This is a genomic window from Streptomyces sp. NBC_00354 (genome assembly GCF_036106915.1).
Classification (GTDB): domain Bacteria; phylum Actinomycetota; class Actinomycetes; order Streptomycetales; family Streptomycetaceae; genus Streptomyces.
The window spans coordinates 182,828-202,705 of the sequence record NZ_CP107984.1; the positions used below are offsets into that span (position 1 = coordinate 182,828).

At 73.5% G+C, this 19,878-nt stretch carries 18 protein-coding genes; 2 read left to right on the forward strand and 16 right to left on the reverse strand.

Annotated features, from left to right (window positions below; translation table 11 throughout):
• Positions 1 to 13: 13 nt before the first annotated feature.
• The 4 genes from OHT74_RS41625 to OHT74_RS41640 are packed head-to-tail and all read right to left on the reverse strand — an operon-like array spanning position 14 to position 5,260.
• The gene (locus tag OHT74_RS41625) at positions 14 to 973 is read right to left on the reverse strand and encodes an aromatase/cyclase (protein ID WP_328623592.1); all 960 of its coding nucleotides are present in this window, start codon (positions 971 to 973) and stop codon (positions 14 to 16) included.
• Positions 973 to 1,791: a 3-oxoacyl-ACP reductase FabG gene (gene fabG, locus OHT74_RS41630; protein ID WP_328623593.1), complete on the reverse strand. Its 819-nt coding sequence runs from the start codon at positions 1,789 to 1,791 to the stop codon at positions 973 to 975. The genes OHT74_RS41625 and fabG overlap by 1 nt, the downstream gene beginning before the upstream one ends.
• Positions 1,788 to 3,605: an FAD-dependent oxidoreductase gene (locus tag OHT74_RS41635; protein WP_328623594.1), complete on the reverse strand. Its 1,818-nt coding sequence runs from the start codon at positions 3,603 to 3,605 to the stop codon at positions 1,788 to 1,790. The genes fabG and OHT74_RS41635 overlap by 4 nt, the downstream gene beginning before the upstream one ends.
• Before the next feature lie 59 nt (positions 3,606 to 3,664).
• Positions 3,665 to 5,260: a class I adenylate-forming enzyme family protein gene (locus OHT74_RS41640; protein ID WP_328623595.1), complete on the reverse strand. Its 1,596-nt coding sequence runs from the start codon at positions 5,258 to 5,260 to the stop codon at positions 3,665 to 3,667.
• A gap of 156 nt (positions 5,261 to 5,416) precedes the next feature.
• Here OHT74_RS41640 and OHT74_RS41645 point away from each other — a divergent pair, with 156 nt between their 5' ends.
• Positions 5,417 to 5,878, forward strand: a complete 462-nt coding sequence (locus OHT74_RS41645; RefSeq protein ID WP_266674260.1) for a nuclear transport factor 2 family protein — start codon at positions 5,417 to 5,419, stop codon at positions 5,876 to 5,878.
• A gap of 5 nt (positions 5,879 to 5,883) precedes the next feature.
• Here the strand turns inward: OHT74_RS41645 and OHT74_RS41650 are convergent, their stop codons facing one another.
• From OHT74_RS41650 to OHT74_RS41675, 6 genes are all read right to left on the reverse strand, one after another.
• Positions 5,884 to 7,143, reverse strand: a complete 1,260-nt coding sequence (locus tag OHT74_RS41650) for an FAD-dependent monooxygenase (protein ID WP_328623596.1) — start codon at positions 7,141 to 7,143, stop codon at positions 5,884 to 5,886.
• Between the two features lie 4 nt (positions 7,144 to 7,147).
• Positions 7,148 to 7,411 (reverse strand): acyl carrier protein, encoded by a 264-nt coding sequence (locus OHT74_RS41655; protein ID WP_267003591.1) that lies wholly within the window; start codon positions 7,409 to 7,411, stop codon positions 7,148 to 7,150.
• Positions 7,412 to 7,457: 46 nt separating this feature from the next.
• The gene (locus tag OHT74_RS41660; RefSeq protein WP_267003593.1) at positions 7,458 to 8,735 is read right to left on the reverse strand and encodes a ketosynthase chain-length factor; all 1,278 of its coding nucleotides are present in this window, start codon (positions 8,733 to 8,735) and stop codon (positions 7,458 to 7,460) included.
• Entirely contained in the window at positions 8,732 to 9,997 is a 1,266-nt protein-coding gene (locus OHT74_RS41665) for a beta-ketoacyl-[acyl-carrier-protein] synthase family protein (protein WP_266674253.1), read from the reverse strand. The genes OHT74_RS41660 and OHT74_RS41665 overlap by 4 nt, the downstream gene beginning before the upstream one ends.
• Complete coding sequence (locus OHT74_RS41670; protein WP_266674251.1) at positions 9,994 to 10,764, reverse strand: thioesterase II family protein; 771 nt, start codon at positions 10,762 to 10,764, stop codon at positions 9,994 to 9,996. The genes OHT74_RS41665 and OHT74_RS41670 overlap by 4 nt, the downstream gene beginning before the upstream one ends.
• 166 nt (positions 10,765 to 10,930) lie before the next feature.
• Positions 10,931 to 11,752, reverse strand: coding sequence for an AfsR/SARP family transcriptional regulator (locus OHT74_RS41675; RefSeq protein WP_266674249.1), 822 nt, complete (start codon positions 11,750 to 11,752; stop codon positions 10,931 to 10,933).
• A gap of 246 nt (positions 11,753 to 11,998) precedes the next feature.
• Here OHT74_RS41675 and OHT74_RS41680 point away from each other — a divergent pair, with 246 nt between their 5' ends.
• Positions 11,999 to 13,069 carry an AfsR/SARP family transcriptional regulator gene (locus OHT74_RS41680; RefSeq protein WP_328623597.1) on the forward strand — a complete coding sequence of 357 codons (1,071 nt, stop codon included), beginning with the start codon at positions 11,999 to 12,001 and terminating at the stop codon, positions 13,067 to 13,069.
• Positions 13,070 to 13,163: 94 nt separating this feature from the next.
• Here OHT74_RS41680 and OHT74_RS41685 read toward each other — a convergent pair whose 3' ends face one another.
• From OHT74_RS41685 to OHT74_RS41710, 6 genes are all read right to left on the reverse strand, one after another.
• On the reverse strand, positions 13,164 to 14,069 hold the full coding sequence (locus OHT74_RS41685) for an MBL fold metallo-hydrolase (protein WP_266674245.1): 906 nt from the start codon (positions 14,067 to 14,069) through the stop codon (positions 13,164 to 13,166).
• A 208-nt stretch (positions 14,070 to 14,277) separates the two neighbouring features.
• Complete coding sequence (locus OHT74_RS41690; RefSeq protein WP_266674243.1) at positions 14,278 to 15,099, reverse strand: 4'-phosphopantetheinyl transferase family protein; 822 nt, start codon at positions 15,097 to 15,099, stop codon at positions 14,278 to 14,280.
• Entirely contained in the window at positions 15,096 to 17,027 is a 1,932-nt protein-coding gene (locus OHT74_RS41695; protein ID WP_328623598.1) for a beta-ketoacyl [acyl carrier protein] synthase domain-containing protein, read from the reverse strand. Before OHT74_RS41695 ends, OHT74_RS41690 begins: the two co-directional genes overlap by 4 nt.
• 33 nt (positions 17,028 to 17,060) lie before the next feature.
• Complete coding sequence (locus tag OHT74_RS41700; protein WP_328623599.1) at positions 17,061 to 17,930, reverse strand: phosphopantetheine-binding protein; 870 nt, start codon at positions 17,928 to 17,930, stop codon at positions 17,061 to 17,063.
• A 33-nt stretch (positions 17,931 to 17,963) separates the two neighbouring features.
• Entirely contained in the window at positions 17,964 to 18,680 is a 717-nt protein-coding gene (locus OHT74_RS41705; RefSeq protein WP_328623600.1) for a ScbR family autoregulator-binding transcription factor, read from the reverse strand.
• An 88-nt stretch (positions 18,681 to 18,768) separates the two neighbouring features.
• Positions 18,769 to 19,635, reverse strand: coding sequence for an AfsR/SARP family transcriptional regulator (locus OHT74_RS41710; RefSeq protein ID WP_328623601.1), 867 nt, complete (start codon positions 19,633 to 19,635; stop codon positions 18,769 to 18,771).
• Positions 19,636 to 19,878 lie beyond the last annotated feature (243 nt).

Here is a 19,878-nt window from a genome sequence, read left to right on the forward strand (position 1 = left end):
AGGACCTGGAGCCTCAGCTCGCGAGCGCCGACTCCGCGTGCTGCTTGGCGTACGTCATGGTCGCGGTGCTGTTGCGGCCCAGCGCCTGGCGGACGTACCTGCGGGCCGCCGCGAGGTCGGCGGAGGGGCCCAGCACCTGGGTGACGGCCTCCTCGCGCAGCACGACGCCGTGCTGCGAGGTGACCGTCGAGCCGTACGCGCCGCCGGTGACCGTCCACACGCCGGTGTGGGCCGACATCAGCGCCGGGGTGCGCGTCTGCTTGTAGACGATGCGGCCGGCCGCCGGGAAGCACACCCGCACCGATTCGGTGGTGTGCGAGGACCCGTCGGCGGTGAGCGTGTCCATGGCCATGACCTGGACGCCGGGCAGCTCGTCGGGCTCGGTGAGCTCCAGCCGCGAGACGTGCGGCAGCAGCTCCGGCCACTGCTCGGCCCGCTCCAGGAACGCGTAGACCAGCTCCGGCGGGGCGTCCACGTCGACGCGGTCCTCGAAGGACATCACCAGTTCGTCGAGCTTGCCCCAGCGCCCGCCCAGCTGCGCCAGGTTCGCCAGCTCCGCACGGCTGTTGGTGTCGGTGGCGCGCTCGACCCACTCCACGTCCTGCGCCCGGTCGCCCTCGACCGAGAAGTCGTGCAGCAGCGTCAGCTTCGAGCGGTCGGCGCCCAGCGACTCGACGATCCAGGTGCCGGTCATCGCCGACAGCGGGGCCGCGGGGATCTCCTGGCGGAACTCGATGCGCCGCGCTGCCGCGTCGAGCACCCGGCGCGAGGTCCAGGACTTGACCTGGCCGTTCGCCGTCGCCCACATCCGCAGCCGCTCCTGTACGCCGTCGAACGCCAGGCGCTCCACGTGCACGTTGGGCGGGAAGTACAGCGGCCACTGCACGGCGTCCGCGATCATTCCGTAGACCATGCCCGCGGGCGCGGCCACCTCGGTCTCGTGCACGGTACGGTGCACCCGCTCGGCCGCCATCAGAAGTTCCCCAGTCCGCCGCAGACGTTCAGCGCCTGCGCGGTGACGGACGCGGCGAGGTCCGTGGTCAGGTAGCCGACCATGGCCGCCACCTCCTCCGGGGTCGCGTAGCGCCCCAGCGGGATCTTCGCCTCGAACCGCTCCTGCACGTCCTCGGTCGTGGTGTCCCAGGCCGCCGCGTAGCCGGCCCGTACGCGCTGCGCCATCGGCGTCTCCACGTAGCCGGGGCACACCGCGTTGACCGTGATCCCGGCCGGGGCCAGCTCCTTGCCGAGGGCCTTGGTGAAGCCGACGACGGCGTGCTTGGACGCCGAGTACGGGGCGCCCAGCAGAACGCCCTGCTTGCCGGCCGTGGAGGCGATGTTGATGATCCGGCCGTAGGAGGCCCCGGCCAGGCCGCCGTGCTTGAGCACCTCCCGGGTCAGCAGGAAGACGCTGTTGAGGTTGGTGTCGATGACGTCGTACCAGAGCTCGTCGCTGATGTCGGCGGTCGGACCGCCGCCACTGCGCCCGGCGTTGTTGACCAGGACGGAGATCGGGCCGAACTCGGCGACGGCGGCGGCCACCAGCTCCGCGATCGCCTCGCGGGAGCGGACGTCGGCGGCCAGGCCCGAGACCTCCAGGCCCTCGGCGCGCAGCTCCTCGACGGTCTCCTTGACGGTTTCCGCGGTCCGCGCGCACAGGAACACCCGGTGCCCGCGCCGGGCCAGGTCACGTACGACCGCCAGGCCGATGCCGCTCGTGCCGCCGGTGACCAGCGCGACCGGCTTCTCCGGCGCCGCCTGCGGCTGCGCTGACGGTGTGGTCGGTGTATTCAACGTGTCCCCTCCAGTACCCGTGGTGAGGTCTCGACCGTGTCGCGGAGCTCTGGAGACGCGGTGGAAGCAGGGTCGAGGAGCGGTACGCAAGCGCGGGTTCCGGAGGGTGTGGCCACGGCACCGGCCGCCGCCGGCGGCGCGGTCACCCGGGGTGCGCGGACCGCATCGCGGATCACGTCGGGCAGCGCTGCGGCCGCGCCCAGCGGTGCAAGGGCCCGCGCGAGCCCGCGCCGGGTCAGCGCCGTGCCGCTCGCGGCGATGTAGCCGTCGGGCCGGATCAGCACCCAGCCGCCCGGCCCGAGGTCCAGCGAGCGCCGCAGCAGCCCGTTCGGGTCGGGCAGCGGGGCGGGCCCGCCGCCGAGGCCGTCGCCCGCGGTCCGCACCGACAGCCACATGCCGTGTGCGGCCGCGGTGGCCGCCGCGACCCGTCCCGCCTCGCCGGGCTCGTCCTGCGCCGCCCACACCAGGGACCAGCGGGTGTCGCGCAGTTCGGCGCGCAGCGCCTCGGAGCCGGGGTCGTCCGGGTGCCGGCCGGCCGCAGCGGCGGCACGCGAGCCCGCAGGCACCGCCATCAGCGGGTCGGCCGTGGTCAGCGGGGACTCGGGGTAGGACAGCAGCAGCCCGGACATGCCGCCGAGCACCTTGCGCTGGATCGCCCGGCGCAGCGGCCCGATGTTGCGTACGAAGGTGAAGGCGACGGGCAGCCCCACGCCGGCCAGGGTGTTCTTGAACTGGACCAGGAAGGTGGCCTTGCGGACGGAGCCCAGGAGCTTCTTGCCGATGGGGACGCGCTCCTGCCCGTACGTGGCGAGCAGTTCCCGGCCCGCCTGCCCCAGGGCGGCCATGGCGAGCTTCCAGGCGAGGTTGTAGGCCTCCTGGATACCGGTGTTCATGCCCTGTCCGGAGGCGGGGCTGTGCACGTGGGCGGCGTCGCCGGCCACGAAGCAGCGGCCGTCGTGCATGCGGGGCACCATGCGCTGCTGGAAGGTGAAGACGGAGGTCCAGTCGGGTTCGGCGACCTGCACCGGGCGGCCGAGCCCGGTGCTGAGCTTCTCCGAGAAGCGTTCCGCGGCCTCGCGCGGGGTCTCCGACCGGCCGGCGGGGGCGGTGTCGAGCAGCCGCCAGTACCCCTCGCGCTGGTACGGGACCATCATCATGGCCTGGCTGCCGGTGTGGGCCCAGTAGATGGTGTCGGGCGGCAGGTCGAGGGAGACGGCCGCGTCGGCCAGCGCCCAGGTCTCGCTGGACTCGCCGAGCAGCGGGAGCCCGAGCTCCTTGCGCACCGTGCTGTGGCCGCCGTCGCAGCCGACCAGCCAGGGCACCTCGTACTCCTCGGTGGAGCCGTCGGCATGCTCGAGGCGGGCGCGTACGGTGTCCCGGTCCTGCTCGAGGGAGGTCAGCCGCACGCCCCATTCGACGCAGACGCCGAGCCGTGCGACGGCCTCGCGGAGCACTTCCTCCGTCTCGGTCTGCCCGATGACGAGGGTGTACGGGAACCGGGTGGGCATCGAGCGGTAGTCCGCCTCGAGCCGGACCAGGCGCCGGCCGCGCGCGAACATCGTGAAGGCCCTGTTCTTGCGGCCCCGGGCGAGCAGCCCGTCCACGAGGCCCATCTGGTCGAACGTCTCGAGCGTACGCGGGTGGACGGCCACCGCACGGCTGGTGGGGGCCGGGCCGGGGGCGCCGTCCACGACGCGCACGCGCAGTCCTCGGCGGGCCAGTTCATGGGCGGCGGTCAGGCCCACGGGGCCCGCCCCCACCACGAGCACGCGGGGGGACCCGGCCGTGGGGGATGTACCGGCGTTGGTCGCCACAGTGGTCGCTCCTCTGGTCGTACGGGATGTGGTGCACGGGCCGTGCGGGCGGGGCGGTCTCACGCCGCCGCCGTCTCCGCCTCGGCCCGGCTGCGCAGGCTGTGGCGCAGGGTGCGCCGCTCGGGCTTGCCGACGTGGTTGCGCGGCACGGCGTCGATCACTTCGACGCGGCGGATCTGCTCGAACCAGTTCAGGCTCCCGTTGGCGCGCTCCACGACCGAGTCGATGACGTCGAGGAGGCCGGGGCCGGTCGGGTCGCGCAGCACGATGCCGGTCCAGACGACCGCGCCGTGGACCGGGTCGGGCCAGCCCGCCACGATGCACTCGGCGACGCGCGGGTCGGCGCCGACGACCCGTTCGACGGCGGTGGGCGAGACGAGTTCGTTGTCGTACTTGAAGACGTCGCCGAGGCGGTCCACCAGGAACAGTTCGCCGTCCTCGTTGAGGTAGCCGACGTCCCCGGTGGAGAACCAGCCGTTGTCGTCGATCGGCGAGGGCGCGCTGTCGTCGAGGTAGCCGGCCATCAGCTGGGGTCCGCGGACCTGGACCTCGCCGGTGGCGTAGACGTCGAGCGGGGTGCGCGTGCCGGTGTGGACGATGCGGCATTCGGTGCCCGGTACGGCGGGGCCCACGGAGCCGCTCTTGGGTTGGTGCGGGTCCTGGCAGTGGGAGAGCGGGGAGAGTTCGGCCAGCCCGTAGCCCTGGATGACGGGCACGCCCAGGCTCTCGCGCAGGGCGCGGGCGGCGGTGGGGGACAGGGCGGTGCCGCCGGAGAGCACGGCGGTGAGGCGGCGCCCGGCCGGGAAGTCGTCGGTGAGCCGCTCGTCCTGGGCCAGCACGTGCAGGCGGGCGGGCAGCCCGTAGTAGTGGGTGGCCTCCGCCTGCGCCGCGACGGCGAGGGAGGCGACCGGGTCGGGGTCGGTGCACAGCACCTGGCAGGCGCCCGCGTAGATCCCCGAGTTGAGGTGCATGGTGTGGTAGAGCGGCAGGTGGTTGAGGGTGACCGAGTCGCTGCCGAGGTCGTGCGCGGCGGCGGTCTGGGCGGCGTTCGCCACCAGGTTGCGGTGGGTGAGCCGGACGCCCTTGGGGCGGCCCGTGGTGCCGGTGGTGAACTGGATGCACGCGTCGCCGTCGAGGTCGACGACTCCGGGCAGGGCCGTCCGCTCCGGCGCCGAGTCCAGGGCCGCGGCCAGCGGCAGGGCGTCGCCGGGGACGATCCCGTCCGGCGCGTCCGTCACCACGACGGAGCGCAGGTCCGGCAGCTGGTCGCCCAGTTTGATCAGCAGCTCGGCCGTGGCGGCCGGCACGAACGCCACTTCCACGGCGGCCGTCCGCAGCACGTGGACCAGGCCCGCCTCCTTGATCAGCGGGTTGACCAGCACGACCGTGTTCCCGCTGCGCACCGTCCCGTAGTAGGCGGCGGCGAAGACGGGGTCGAGGACGTTGGCCACGCCGATCCGCGCGCCGCGGCGGCCGCACGTGTGCTCCAGGTAGGAGGCGAAGCGGTCGGCCTGGCTGTCGAGTTCGGCGAACGTCACCGTGGTCTTCATGCCGGTCCTGGCCAGGGTCCGGATCGCCCGGCCTGCGGGGTCGCGGACCGCCGCCCGGCGCAGCAGGCCGTCCAGCGGGAGTTCCGGGTACACGAATCTCGGCATGGTGCTGTCCTCCTGGCTCCCGAAGGGGCGGCCGCGGCTGCGGCGCCACCCCTAGACCCTGTCGGCCCAGCCTGGGCAGGGACGCTTGAGGAGTCTTCGAAGAATGCTCGATCTGCGCCGCAGAGGCTGTCGGGAACCGAAGAACGGAGTCCCGCGATGACCGCGACGATCGCCACCGAGGCGTCCCCCCGCCCGCCCCAGGGGCGGGAGTTCGGCCTGCTGTACGCGGAGGTCCAGCAGTTCTACTCCCGCCAGATGCAGCTCTTCGACTCCTTCGAGGCCGAGCCGTGGGCGCGGACGTTCACCGAGGACGCCGTCTTCGACGTGCCGACGCTGCCGGCGCCGGTGGTCGGCCGCGCGGCCCTCGCCTCGAACGTCCGGCGCAACGCGGAGCTCAACGCCACCAGCGGTGAGCGGTTCCGGCACTGGCTCGGCATGCTCGACGTGCAGCCGCAGCCGGACGGCTCGCTGCACACCCGCAGCTACGCCCTGGTGTACCTGACCCCGCGCGGCGGTGAGTCGAAGGTGCACCGGGTGTGCGTGATGGAGGACGTACTGGTCCACTCGTCCGGCACCTGGCAGGTCTCCCACCGCCTGGTCACCCGCGACGACCTCTGAGGGGTCTAGCCGCCCAGGACCCGGTGGTCGGGCAGGACGGTGAACAGATCGGTGCGGACCCCGGCCGCGTCGCGCCCGTGCGCGAACCTCCGGGTGATCCTCGCACCGATCGGAGTGCGGGTGACGATCCCCGCCGCGCGGGCCCGCAGCAGCGCGGCGGCCGGCCGCCCCCCGCCGAACATCGCCCGGCTCTGCACGACCTGCATCCGGTGCACGGCGGAGGCCGCCGGGGCCCGCCGCTCCTGATAGGCCGCGAGCCGCCGGGCGGTGGGCTCCCCCGCGTGCAGCGCGGCCACGAGTACGGGGTGCAGCGCGGCGGCGTCCTGCAGGGCCAGGTCGATGCCCTGGGCGCCGATCGGCCCGTGCGCGTGCGCACTGTCGCCGAGGAGGACGAGTCCGTCGCGTACCCACTCCCGGGCGTGCGAGGCGGAGACGTCGAGCACGGTCAGGTCGGTCATGGAGCCGAGCTGGGCGTGCAGCAGATCGGCGAACTGCGGCAGGATCCCTGCCAGCTCCCGCCGGATGTCCCCGATCCCGCGCCCGGCGGCGCGGGCCCCGCCCGGCGGCAGGGCCCAGACCACGCTGATCCGGTCGGGGTGGGTGTCGTGGACCAGGACGGCGCTGTCCGGCCCGCGGTGCACCCGTACGCGCCCGGTGGCCCGGCGCGGCGCGTGCAGCGAGAACCGCACCACGTCGTGGACGAAAGACGTGCAGCGCCCCGCGTCGATGCCGGCGAGGGCACGGGTTTTGGAGAACCGGCCGTCGGCGCCGACGACCACGGCGGCCCGCACGGTGACCGGAGCCCGGTCGGGGCCGTGCACCACGGCTCCCTCGCAGGGGCTGCCGGGACGCTTCTCCAGGAGTGCGGCGATCCGGTGCCCCTCGAGAGCGGTGAAGCCCGGCAGCCTGTGGCAAGCGGCCAGGAGTTCCTGCAGCACGTGCGGCTGCGGAAGGGCGAGCAGGTGGTCGTACGGGGCGGGCAGGCGCCCGTAGTCGATGTCGAGCAGCACCTGCTCGCGCTCCAGGATCTGGACACCGCGCAGGCTCGCCGCCCCGCGGGCCGCGGCTCCGGCGAGGGTGCCGAGCTCGTCCAGGACGCGCTGGCCTCCGGGCTGCAGGAGCTCGCCGTGGAAGTCGCGGCGGAACCCGGTGGAACGCTCGACGAGTGTCACGCGGATGCCCGAACGCAGCAGCATGAGCGTCAGCGCGAGCCCGGCGGGGCCGGCGCCGATGACGCAGACGTCGGTGTCGAGTTCTTCACCCACCGGTTCAGACCGCGGCCCGGGCTGCCAGCATCTCGTTGACCATGGCGAGGTAGCGGCGCGGGGTGTCCGCGTCGTCGAGGCCCTCCTCGTCGAGCAGGACGTCGTACTCGCGCTCGATGTATCCGGTGGTCTGCAGGACGGCGAGCGAGTCGTAGCCCAGCTCGAACCAGCTCAGGTCCAGGACGTCGCCGTCGAGGTCGACGCCCTCGTCCTCGCCCGCGCACTCGCGCAGGATGCGCTTCAGGTCGTCGAGTTCCAGACGTTCCATGCTCTTCCTCTGTTCTGGTGGGTGGTGAGGTGGATGTGGGTGCGGGTCAGGCGCCCGCGGCGCGGACGACGACGGCGGAGTTGAAGCCGCCGTGGCCGCGGGCCAGCACGAGCGCGGTCCGCAGCGGCATCCCCAGGGCGGGGCTGGCCGCTCCGGTGACCAGGTTCAGCGGGCAGTCGTCGGCCGGCAGCTCGGTCCCGGTGGTCGGCGGGATCACCTGGTCGCGCAGGGCGAGCAGGGCTGCGGCCACGTCGAGGGCCGCGCCGCCGGCGGCGAGCCGCCCGGTCATCGACTTGGGCGCGGTGACGGGCACTCCGCGCGGGCCGAACAGTGCGGTGATCGCCGCCGCTTCGGCGCGGTCGGCGCTGCGCTCGCCCGCCGCGTCGGCGAAGACGACGTCGACCTCGTCGGGGTGGACGCCCGCATCGGCGAGGGCGAGCTCCGCGGCCGCGCCGAGCCGGGAGGTCCCGTCGGCGTCGAAGGTGGCGGCGTGGCCGGCGAGGGTCCCGTAGACGCGGGCGCCGCGTCGGCGGGCCTCCTCGGGGCCCTCGAGGACGAGGAGCGCGCCGCCCTCGCCCGCGACGTGGCCGCTCGCGTCCTCGGCGAAGGGCAGGTAGGCGCGGGCCGGGTCCTCCCGGTCGGTGAGCCCCCCGCCGGCCAGGTAGGCGGCCCAGCCCCAGGAGCACAGGGCGGAGTCGATGCCGCCGGTGACGACGAGCTCGGCGCCCTTGCGGATCTGGCGGCGGGCGTGGGCCATGGCGTCGAGGCCGCCGGCCTGCTCGGAGACGATCACTCCGGAGGCTCCGCGCAGGCCGTGCCGGATGGAGATCTGGCCGCTGTTGACGGCGTAGAACCAGGCGAAGGACTGGTACGCGGAGACGTGCTGGCCGCCCTTGCTCCACAGCGCCTGGAGCTCCTGCTGGCCGAAGTCGAAGCCGCCGAAGGAGTTGGCGGTGACCACGCCCGCGGCGTAGTCGGGCAGCTGCGCGGGGTCGGCCCCGGCGTCGTCGAGCGCCTCCTTGGCCGCGGCGAGCGAGAGCCGGGTGACGCGGTCGGTCTGCGGCAGCAGCCGGCTGGAGACGTGGTCGGCGTCGACGAATCCGGGCACCTCCCCGGCCAGCTTCGCCGGATAGCCGCTCGCGTCGAAGCGGCTGACCGGGCGGATGCCCGATTCGCCGCGCAGGACGGCGGACCACCAGGCCTCGGTGCCCAGCCCGTTGGGGGCGGCGACACCGATGCCGGTGACCACGGGCGCCGCGGTGCGGGAGCCCGTGACGGCGGGAGCGGCCTGGGCGGGGGCAGGGGCGGCGACAGCGGTGTTCATCGGTCCGCCTTCAGGTTCGGGCTGGTCAGGATCATCGCGCTCTGGAACCCGCCGAAGCCGCTGCCGACGGTCAGTACCGCGTCGGTGCGCTGACTGCGGGCGGTCAGCGGGGTGTAGTCGAGGTCGCAGGCCGGGTCGGGCTCGTGCAGGTTCGCCGTCGGCGGGACGGTGTCGTGCTCGATGGCGAGGGCGCAGGCGGCCACTTCGAGGGCCCCGATCGCGCCGAGCGAGTGCCCGATCATCGACTTGATGGAGCTGACGGGGACCTCGTACGCGCGCTGTCCCAGGCTGAGCTTGAAGGCCTCGGTCTCGTGCTTGTCGTTCTGCTTGGTGCCGGAGCCGTGCGCGTTGATGTAGTCGATGTGCTCGGGCAGCAGCTGGGCCTCGTCGAGGGCGGCCGTGATGGCGGCGGCCATCTCGGCTCCGTCGGGCCGCAGTCCGGTCATGTGGTACGCGTTGCTGCGCGAGGCGAAACCGGAGATCTCGGCGTAGATGTGCGCGCCGCGGCTGCGGGCGTGCTCGTACTCCTCGATGACGAGGACGGCCGAGCCCTCCCCCAGGACGAACCCGTTGCGGGTGCGGTCGAAGGGCCGGGAGGCGGTCTCCGGCTCGTCGTTGCGCGTGGAGGTGGCGCGGATGGCGTCGAAGCAGGCGGCGGTGATCGGCGTGATGGGCGCCTCGGCCGCGCCGGTGACCATCACGTCGGCGCTGCCCTCGCGGACGAGGTCGACGGCGTGCCCGATCGCGTCGAGACCGGAGGTGCAGCCGGTGGACACCAGCGCCACCGGCCCCTGGGCGCCGACGGTACGGGCCACCTCGGCGGCCATCGAGCTGGGGACGAAGTGGTCGTACAGGTGGGGCACGGCCTTAGTGTGGTCGACGAGCGTGCGGCTGCCCTGCTCGCTGACGACCCCGTACTCGGCGTCGAGGCTGGTGGTGCAGCCCAGCGCACTGCCGAGGGTGACCCCGGTGCGCGTGGCGTCGTGCGAGCCGGCCAGGCCGCTGTCCGCGACGGCCTCGCGGGCGCTGACGACGGCGAACTGGGCGGCGCGGTCCAGGCGCCCGGACTGCTCGGCGGTGAGCCCGGACTCCTGCGGGTCGAAGTCCGCCTCGGCGGCGATCCGGGAGCGGAACGCGGAGGCGTCGAAGAGGGTGATGGCGCGGGTGGCCGTACGGCCGTCGGTCAGCAGCGACCAGAATTCCTTGGTGCCCGGGCGGCCCGGGGCCACGACCCCGATGCCCGTGATGACGACTCGTCTCATCGCCCTTCCCCCTGTCCTGTCTGGTCGCGGTGGCCGCGCTGCACGATGCGGGCGGCCCGGCCGAGCATCCGGGGCAGTTCGCCGCCCCGGACGAAGAAGTGGTCGCCCGGCACGGTCCGCCGGACGAACCGTCCGGTGGTCCAGCGGCTCCAGCCCTCGGCGGCCTCGGCGCCGACGAGGGGGTCCTCGTGGCCGGTGACCGCGAGCAGCGGTACGGGCACGGGTCCGGGCGTGGTCGGCCCGGCGGCGGCGGCCCGCAGGCTGCGGGCGAGCTTGAGATCGGCGCGGAGCACGGGGAAGACCGACCGGAACCAGATGTCTCCGGGCTGCACGCCGGGCGGCAGTGCGTCGAACCGGTCCAGGACGCGCAGCAGTTCCGCCTCGGGCAGTTCCGCGGAGTCCGCGAAGACGGCCGGGGCGTCCGGCGGCGGGCTGGCCCCGACGGCCAGCAGTGCGGGCATCGGCAGCCCTTGTTCCAGCGCGACGTGGGCGACCGTGAGGGCGACCGTCGCGCCGAGGCTGTGCCCGTAGAGGATGTAGGGGATGCCGGGCTCGTCGGCGATCTGCTCGAACAGCGGCTTGAGGTCGGCCAGGAGCTCTTCGCGGCCGGTCAGCCGGATCTCACGGCGCCGCTCGTCACGTCCGGGCAGCAGCCAGGAGGTGGTCTTCACCCCGCTCCCGGCGAGCTTGTCCCACCGGTAGAACGAGGACACTCCGGCCCCCGCATGTGCGAAGCAGTGCAGCCGTACGGCCTGCCCGTCGCCCATAGCCACCTCCCAGGAACCGAACCACGTAGACCTCGACCCTCACCGACCGCGCTGGAGACCGGCTCGAATCGGTGTGCAGGGGTCGAGGACGTGGTGCGGTGCGGCGGCGGCCGGGCGAGGAGCCGGCGGGCGGCGGCCCGCGTCGGCTCCCCCGGCAGGCGGGCGGCTAGGCCGCGTACAGGTCGAACGTCGATCCGCGGCGCGGGCCCGCCACCACGTCGAGTGCCGGATCCACCGTCAGCATCGCCTGGTGCAGGCGCTGCAGCTGCGGGGACGGCTCCACGCCCAGTTCGTCTATCAGGCGGTTGCGCAGCCTGCGGTAGACGTCCAGGGCCGTGGCCTGGCGGCCGGACCTGTACAGCGCGACCATGGCCTGCGAGTGCAGGCCCTCGTGCTGCGGATGCCGGGCGATCAGCTCGGTCAGCTCGGCGATGACCTCGACGTGGCGGCCCAGCCTCAGGTCCGCGTCGATGCGCCGCTCGACGGTCACGAGCCGGCTCTCCTCGAGGCGCATGACCTCGATCTCGAGGATCGGCCCCACCCGTACGTCGACCAGCGCCGGACCGTTCCACAGTCCGAGCGCCCTGCGCAGCATGTCGGCCGCGCGCTCGTCGTCCCCCTCCTCGTACGCGTTCTGCCCGCCGGCCACGAGCGTCTCGTACTCGTGGACGTCGACCGCGTCCGGCGGAATCTGCAGCAAGTAGCCGCCGTGCCGCGTCGCGAGCACATCCTTGGCGCTGCCCGGGACCCCCGGGCCCATGGCGGTGCCCAGCCTCCTGCGCAGCTGCAGGATGTACGTCTGCAGTGTGGTGAGCGCGCTCTGCGGGAGCTCGGTGCCCCAGATCTCCTCCATGAGGGTCTGTACGGGCATCACCCGCCCCGGGTAGAGCGCGAGCAGCGCCAGGATCTGGCGCGGCTTACCGGCCGTCGGAACAATCGAGCCCCCGTTGACCTCGGCACTCAACGGACCCAGAACCTGAATCTGCACGGTCTCCTCCGTTATTTTGTCGAGTTCTCATCGATTTTCAGCCCTCGACTCCGGCACGCTAGCGGGATCCAGCGCCGTGCCCCCGAATTCTCGAGCAGGTGTCGAGCCGCCCTCCGTTCAAGACGGTTGCACGCTGAAAGCACAGTGGTAGATTCCACTCAGGGGATTTAAGCCGGCGTATTTACCTACGGCCGCCGGTCTTCGTGTCTTTCCGCAGATCCCGCGAGATCGCCGGGAGGAGGCACCATGGATTTCGGCGCGCACGGCGTCCGGGACGTACCCGACGACACCGGGGTGGACTTCCGCATCCTGGGTCCGGTCGAGGTGTTCGACCGGCGTACGGGGGCGTGCATCGTGCCCTCCGGCTCCAAGCAGCGGGCGCTGCTCGGCGCCCTGGTGGTGCGGGCGGGCCATGTGCTGTCCGCCGAGCGGCTCATCCACGAACTGTGGGGCGACCGCCCGCCCGTGAGCGCGGCCAACGCACTCCAGGCCCATGTGGCCCGGCTGCGCCGGCTGCTGCAGGGCGGGGCTCCGGACGGGGGCGGCCACGAGTGGATCGCGACCCGTTCGATGGGCTACCTGCTGAGCCCGGGCCGGGCCACCGCCGACGCCCAGCGCTTCCACCGGCTGTCCGTAGAGGGCCGGGCGGCGCTCGCCTCCGACCCCGTGCACGCGGCCGAACTGCTGCGCGGGGCCCTCGCCCTGTGGCGCGGCCCGGCGCTCGAGGGCAGTACGCAGGGGCCCATCTGCACGGTGGAGGCGGACCGGCTGGAGGAGCTTCGGCTGACCACGCTGGAAACGCTGCACGACGCGAACCTGCGCAGCGGGCGGCACGCCGAGATCACCCGGGATCTGGAGCGGCTGACGGCCAGCCACCCCATGCGCGAGCGGCTCTACGACCTCCACATGCTGGCCCTGTACCGGTGCGGCCGGCAGACGGAGGCGCTGGGCGTCTACGAGCGGGCCCGCCGGCGGCTGGTGGACGAGCTGGGCGTCGAGCCCGGCCCGGCCCTGCGCGAGCGGATGGAGGCGATCCTGCACCACGCGCCGTCCCTCGCGGTCCCCCGGCCCGCGCTGCCCGTCCCGCTGGCCCCGGCTGTGCCGCTGGCCCTGCCTGTCCCGCTGGCCCCGGCTGTCCCGTTCACCCCGCTCGCCCCGGCCGCCTCGCCGGACCCTCATGCGGACCTGCTCGAACTCGGCCGTGAAATCGCCCGGCTCGGCGACCGGATCGAGTCGCTCAGCCGGGAGCAGGAGGAGCTGATCCGTCGTTTCAACCTGCTGGCCGCCGTGCCGGTGCCGGGCGGGCAGCTCGTCTGACCCTCGCGGGCGTCCGTACGCGAAGACCGGTGCGCGAGGACCCTTACCCGAAGACCCCCTGCCGGCTTCTTCGGCAGGGGGTCTTCTCGTCGGCTCAGGCGAGGCACTCCGAGGGGCGGCCGTGGTACGCGGTCATCTCCTGGAAAAGGGCTCCGACGTCCAGCGGCGATCCCTCGGGCAGGCCTTGTTCCTCGGCGTATCCGCGGTGGAGGTTGGGCAGCAGGCGCTCGGTGTCCAGCAGGTCGGCGTAGGGGCCGAGGTCGGTGGCGCGAGCCAGCTCGAGCGGGGTCGCGCCGGCCGCGGCGCCCTCCTGGGCCAGGCGCTGGATCCAGCGCAGGTAGGCCTCGTTGGCGTCGAGGAGCTCCGGGCCGCCGACCGGGCCGTGGCCGGGGACGACCGTGGTGGCGCCCAGTGCGCGCAGCCGGTCCAGCGCGCGCAGGGAGCCCGCCACGGACCCCATGACGCAGAACGGCGTGACCCCGTTCATCACGAGGTCGCCGGTGAACAGCACGCCCTGGTCGGGCAGCCAGACGATCGTGTCGTCGGTGGTGTGGGCCGCCGGGCCGATGTGCACGAGCTCGGCCCGGATACCGCCCACGTGGAGCGTCGTGCGGTCCCGGAAGGTCAGTTCGGGCGGGGTGATCTCGATGTCGCCCCAGCAGACGTCCGGCCACAGCCCGGCCATGTGCAGCCCTGCCGCCTGGACCATGGCCCGGGTCCGCTCGTGGCCGATGGTCAGGGCTTCGGGGAAGACGAAGTTGCCGTAGGTGTGGTCGCCGTGGAAGTGCGTGTTGACCACGGCGCGCGGCGGCCGCGGGGCCAGGCGCAGCGCGGCCCGGCGCAGCTGACGGGCCCGGCTCTCGGTGGCGGCGGTGTCGACGAGCGCGCTGTGGCCGCCGTCGGTGAGGATGCCGGCGTTGTTCAGGCACCAGCCGCCCTCGGGCTGGACGTACGCGTGGACGCCCTCGGCCACCTCGATGACGGCGCTCTTGGCGTCCACGGGCCACCTCTTTCTACGAAGATCCGGAATAGGAATTCTCGGTCTCCGCGCCGCCGCCCCGCTCGATTCTCCCTTGATTTCCCGTTGATATCCCGTTGGATTCCGGACTCCGGTTCGTTTCCCGCCGCCTGTCTCGATCGAATGTCGAGCGGATTTCCAAGGAAATCATTTCCGGCCACCCGATGCGTCACGGCGGGCCGCGGGTCCGTCAGACCCCGGCGGGTTCCGGCAGGACCAGGCGGCGGGGCGCGGCGCGCCCCCACGGAAATCCGTGGTGCAGATGGACGGCCGGCGGCCGGGTGTCGTCGACCTCGACCGCAACCGCCGCCAGCACGTCGGGCACCGGCTCGACCTCCAGGAACCGCCAGCGCCCCGCCGCGTCGTCGGCGGGCGGCCGGAACGACAGGACACCCCGGTCCTCGGCCAGGGTGAACACGAAGGAGTCGAAGGGCAGGCCGAGTCCCAGCCCCCGGGCCTTGGAGTACGCCTCCTTCAGCGTCCACAGGCGCAGGACGCGCCGGTCGCGCGGCCGCCCGGGGGCGGCCCGGGCGATCCACTCCTGCTCCTCGCGGGAGAACGTCGCGATGATGCTCTCCAGACCGCGCTCACCGCGGTCGAGCCGCTCGACGTCGACTCCGATGCGCAGGCCCCGGGAGACGCCCAGCAGGTTGTAGGCGTTGGCGTGCGAGAGGTTGAAGTCCAGGGTGTCGGCGCCGCGCGGCAGGCCTCCGGCGGGCGTCTGGAGGAACGGCCGCCCGCGCGAGGAGCGCCAGATGATCGCCTCGGCCTCGGGGATGCCGGTCTCCAGAGCCAGCACCCGGCGCACCAGGGCGTGGGCGACGAGGTACTGGCGGCGGTCCCGTTCGAAGAGGAAGCGGCCGGCCACCTGCTGCTCGTTCTCGTCGAGCCAGTGCGAGGCCAGGGTGGCGGCGATCCCGGGCGCGAGGTCCTCGTTGGGGCAGAACCACAGGTTGACCGGGGCCGGCTCGTTCTCCCCCTGCCCCGCCGGGTCGAAGGACAGCGTGGTCATGCCGAACCCTCCTCGCCGCCCAGCCACAGCGGTATGCGCAGGAATGCGGATGCGGGCAGCGGTACGGCCACGGTGGCTGCCCCGTGGGCCGGTTCGAGCGCGGTCCAGTCGACGTCGAGCCCGGACAGCCACAGGCCGCGGAGCTGGTGCAGGTGCCCGGCCTGCCAGAGCGCGGCGAGGTACCCGTCCGTCTCCGGTACGCCGCCCAGCCCCAGCGGGTCGGCGCCGCCGTCCCGCAGATCGGCGCAGGGAGCACCCTCCCGTACGAACCGCTCCAGGATCCGTACCAGTTCGCCGGTGTCGGCGACGACGGCCGCGAACCGGCAGTCCATGGCGGCCCGGCCGGTGCGCAGGGCGCGGGCGAGCGCCTCGAGCGGGGGCAGCGGGCCCGGTCCGCCGAGCAGCTCGGCGAACCGCCGTGCGGTGGCGGCCAGATGGGCGGGCGTGGGGGCGGACAGCACGAACAGCTCGTCGGCCGCGGGAGACCGGTCCGCCGCCGCTCCGGCGGCCGGGGCGGGTACGTACTCCTCCAGGACCACCTGCGCGTCCGCGCCGCCGGCGCCCCGTACACCGACGCAGATCCGGCGGGGCGCGCTCTCCCCGGCCTCCCCGCCGCCCCAGGGCTCTGCCTCGGCGCGCCCGGGGCCGGGTGCCAGGATCCGGTGGCGCAGCTGGAGCACGGCCCGGGTCAGGGCGGCGGCCCCGGTCGCGGGGCCCGCGTCGCCGACGAGGGCGCGTACGGATCCGGCGTTTTCACGGACGGCAACGGCCGAAGCATCCACCGCGGCCGCGCGCAGGGCTTCGCGCAGCACCCGCTGCGCGGGGGCGTCCGCCGGGGCCGCGGGCTGCGTACCGCGATCGGCGCAGGACTCGCGCAGGGCCGCGGCGGCGCGCGCAGCGGCCCCCGTACGCGCGTCGGCGGCCCGGGACCTGCGGCCGGGGCCGGCCGCCGAAGGGTCGGGGGCGGTGTGGCCGACCGCGCTGCCGCGGACCACGCAGTGGATGCTGTCCCCATCGGCCAGGGCCCGTGCCAGGGGCTTGAGCAGCAGCGCGCCGACGCCTTCGCCCGCGCCGGGGCGCCGGCTGGACGGGTGCAGCAGCAGCCGGACCCCGCCGACGAGCGCGGCGGCACATTCGCCGCGGTGCAGGGCGGCGACGGCGAGATGGAGGGCGACGAGCACGGAGGACTCGGCGGTGTCGACCGACTGGCTGGGGCCGGTCAGGCCGAGCAGGCCGGAAAGCCGGTTGGGCAGGCTCCACTGGCCGCCCGGGGGCATCGGGCGGGGCCGCTCGGGCGTCCATGTACGGGCCGCGAGCAGCACGTAGTCACCGCTGCCGGCGCCGGTGAACACCCCGACGCTACGCGGCGTCCCGTCGCGCGCGGTCAGGGCGTCCAGGCGGCCGCCGGTGCAGCCGGCGTCCTCGAGGGCCTCCCAGGCGGTCTCCAGGAACAGCCGCTCCTGGGGGTCGATCAGGGCGGCCTCGTGCGTGTCGATCCCGAAGAATTCCGGGTCGAAGTCCTGTACGCGCTCGAGGTAGTGGCCCCGCTCGTCGCCGGGCCGGCCGGCCGGCGGCTCGGAGGCGCTGTCGTGCCCGCTGCGCGCGTGCCGCCAGAAGGAGGCGAGGTCGGGGGCGCCCGGGTAGCGGCCGGCCATCCCGACCACCGCGATCGGCTCGGCGCCCGGCCCGGCGGGCGCGAGGGGCTCGGCGGGCTCTGCGGGCGCGGAATCCGCGCTGCGGCCGGGAGCCGGGTGTGCTGCGGCCGGGGACTGCTCCTCGGCGTCCTGCTCCGGCCAGGCGTCCGGCAGTGTGAAGACCACGGGTCCCGAACCGGTGGCGCCACCGGCGGCGCCGGTCAGCAGAGCGGCCACCTGGGCCCGGTCCAGGTGGCCGTTCTTGAACCGGGTCAGGACTTCCTTCTCGTCCATCTGGACGCGCTCCTTCTCAAAATTGAAACAGCTTCAGCCGCGGCGGGCGAGCAGCACGAGTGCCTCGTCCACGGTGAGCCGGTCGTCGCGGATCGCGTCCAGCAGGACGTCGAGATCGCCGCCCGGCAGCGGCCGTACTGCATGGGCAGCGGCGGTGGTGAGGGCGGGAGCGGCGGACACCGGCCCGGCGACCGGGCGGAACGCCGGCTCCGGCGCCTGGGGAACGGGGCTCCCGAGAGCCGCCGGAGCAGGGGCGAGGTCCTGCGCGGCCGCCCCGGTGCGCGTCGCGATGTATGCGGCCATGGCAGCGAGGTTGGGGTGCTCGTAGAGCAGCACCGACCGCTCCTGGAGACCGAAGGTGCGGTTGACGACCGCGATGAACTCCGCGCCCACGATGGAGTCCACACCGAGCACGTTGAACGCGGCGGTGGTGTCGATGTCCCAGGGGTCGCAGCACAGGATCCCCGCGAGCTGCTCCCGCAGCACCTCCGCGATCCGGGTCGCCGCAGCGGCCGCCGGCACCTGCCGTTCGCGGCCCGTGGCCGGCGCCGGGACGGCGGCGGGGACGGCGGCGGCAGCCGCGACCGGCGCCGCCGCGGAGACGGCGTGGGAAACGGCATGGGAAACGGGGGCGGAGACAGTGGCGGCGGCCGCGCTGCGCGCCGCCCGCGCGACCTCGCGTGCGAAGGACGCCGGCGTCGGGAAGTCGTACAGGTCGGTCGCCAGCACCCGCAGTCCGTACCGGGTGTTGACGACGGCGACGAACTCCACGACCAGCAGGGAGTCGAGCCCCATGGACTGGAAGGTCTGCTCGGGGTCGATCTTCTCCGGCTTGACCCGCAGCACGTCGCCGAGCACCCCGATGAGGTCCGTCAGTACGTCCGCAGGATGTTCATTCGTCATCGCAGGCTCCTCCAAGTCGTCGGTGGCACACGGTCACGCGGTGCTGCCCGAGAACACCGGCCGGGACCGGCGGGCCGTGGGTTCGTCCAGGGCGCCGCCCAGGGCGTCGCCCTCGAGGCGGGGCGCGGGATCGGTACCCGGCATCCCGACGCGGAAGTTCTTCTCCGCGCCCTCGGGCACCAGGCAGGGCAGCAGCAGCGACCACACCCCGGCCACCCGGCGCTGGAGCTCGGCGTACGGCATCCCGGTGCCGGCCAGCGACTCGATCCCGCAGCTCGCCGCGGCGACCAGCGACTCGATGCTCTCCCAGCGGCCCTCGGCGCGTAGTTCACCCGCGTCGCGGGCCTGGCGCAGCAGTCCGCAGACCTCTGCGAGCCAGATCCGGTGGAAGTCGGTGGCGAGCGCAGACAGTCCCGCGCACTCCTTGGTGATGCGGAAGCTGGCCGGGATCGCCAGCTCCTCGCGCAGGTTGAGCGCGAGCCAGTGCGTCGTGTTGATCAGCGTCTGGAGCGGAGAGAGTCCGGATGCGCGCAGTTCGCGCACCGACTCGTGCAGCAGCTCGCAGCCTCGCAGCTGGACCGCCTCCGCCAGTTCGTCTTTGGAGGCGAAGTGGAAGTACAGCGCCCCCTTGGTCACTCCGGCGAACGCGGCGATCTCGCCGAGTGTCGCGTTCGCATAGCCGTTGCGGTGGAACATCTCGGCCCCCGCATGTACGAGCTTCCTGCGGGTCCGCTCCGACCTGTCCTGCATCGCGCTGCCTCCTCGGCCCGTGGTCCGGGCGCGCGTCCGGCCCGGCGAGCCGATCGCGGCCGCGTTCCTCGTATCGCGTACGGGCATCTCAGCCCACGCGTACGAGTCGCTCGCTGTTCGTGTCCGTGGCCACCGGACTCTCGGGGCTGGCCATCAGGATCGAGCGCTGCAGCCGGCGCAGGGCGGCCGACGGCTCGAGCCCGAGTTCGCGCACCAGGGTGGCGCGCAGCCGCTGGTAGACGTCGAGGGCCTCGCCTCGGCGGCCGGAGCGGTGCAGGGCCAGCATGAACTGGCCGTGCAGGTTCTCGTGGGTGCGGTACCGGCTGGCCAGCACGGTCAGCTCGGCGAGCAGCTCGCGGTGCCGCCCGAGCCGCAGATCGGCCTCGATGCGCTGGTCGAGCGCACAGAGCCGGGTCTCCTCGAGCCGCCGGGCCTCCATGTCCAGCTGGATCCCGCCGTGCACGTCGGCGAAGGCGGGCCCCGACCACAGGGCGAGCGCCTCGCGCAGCTGCCGGGCCGCGCCCGGGAAGTCGCCCGCGTCCATCGCCCGGTAGCCGATGCCGGCGAGCCGGTCGAACTCGCGGACGTCGCTGGTGCCGCCGCGGCTGCTGAGCAGGTAGCCGCCGGGCAGCGTGACGAGCACGTCCTTGGCGGTGCGCCGCTCCGCGTCGCCCGCGGTGCCCCCGGCACCTTCGCCGCCTTCCTCGGCGGCCGCGCCGTGCTCCAGTGCGTTCGCGATGAGGGCCCGCAGCTGCAGTACGTAGGTCTGCAGCGTGGTGCGGGCGCTGCGCGGCGGTGTTCCCGCCCACAGTTCCTCGATCAGAGCCGACACCGGGACGACCTGGTCGGCATGAAGTGCCAACAGCGCCAGAACCTGTCGCGGCTTGGGGGCCGTAGGCGTAACGGAGACTCCATGCTCCCGAACTGCCAGTGTGCCCAGTACTTCGATGTCCACGCCGTACTCCCCTGTCCGTGGATGAGCCTTCGCCAGTAAAAAACAGGACCGGCGGTTTGTCAATACGAAACCGACCGTGCTGTTTTTATTTCTTAGCCCATCTAACGATCCCTCATGTACCGCTCTGACCTGGGTAGTTATGGTCGGCGAAGCTCAAGGGCACCCCTTCCGTCCCACTCTGCATCCCCTGCAGAACAAACCGAGGAGGGCAAAAACAGACCGCCAAGTCTCTACTTGCAGGCC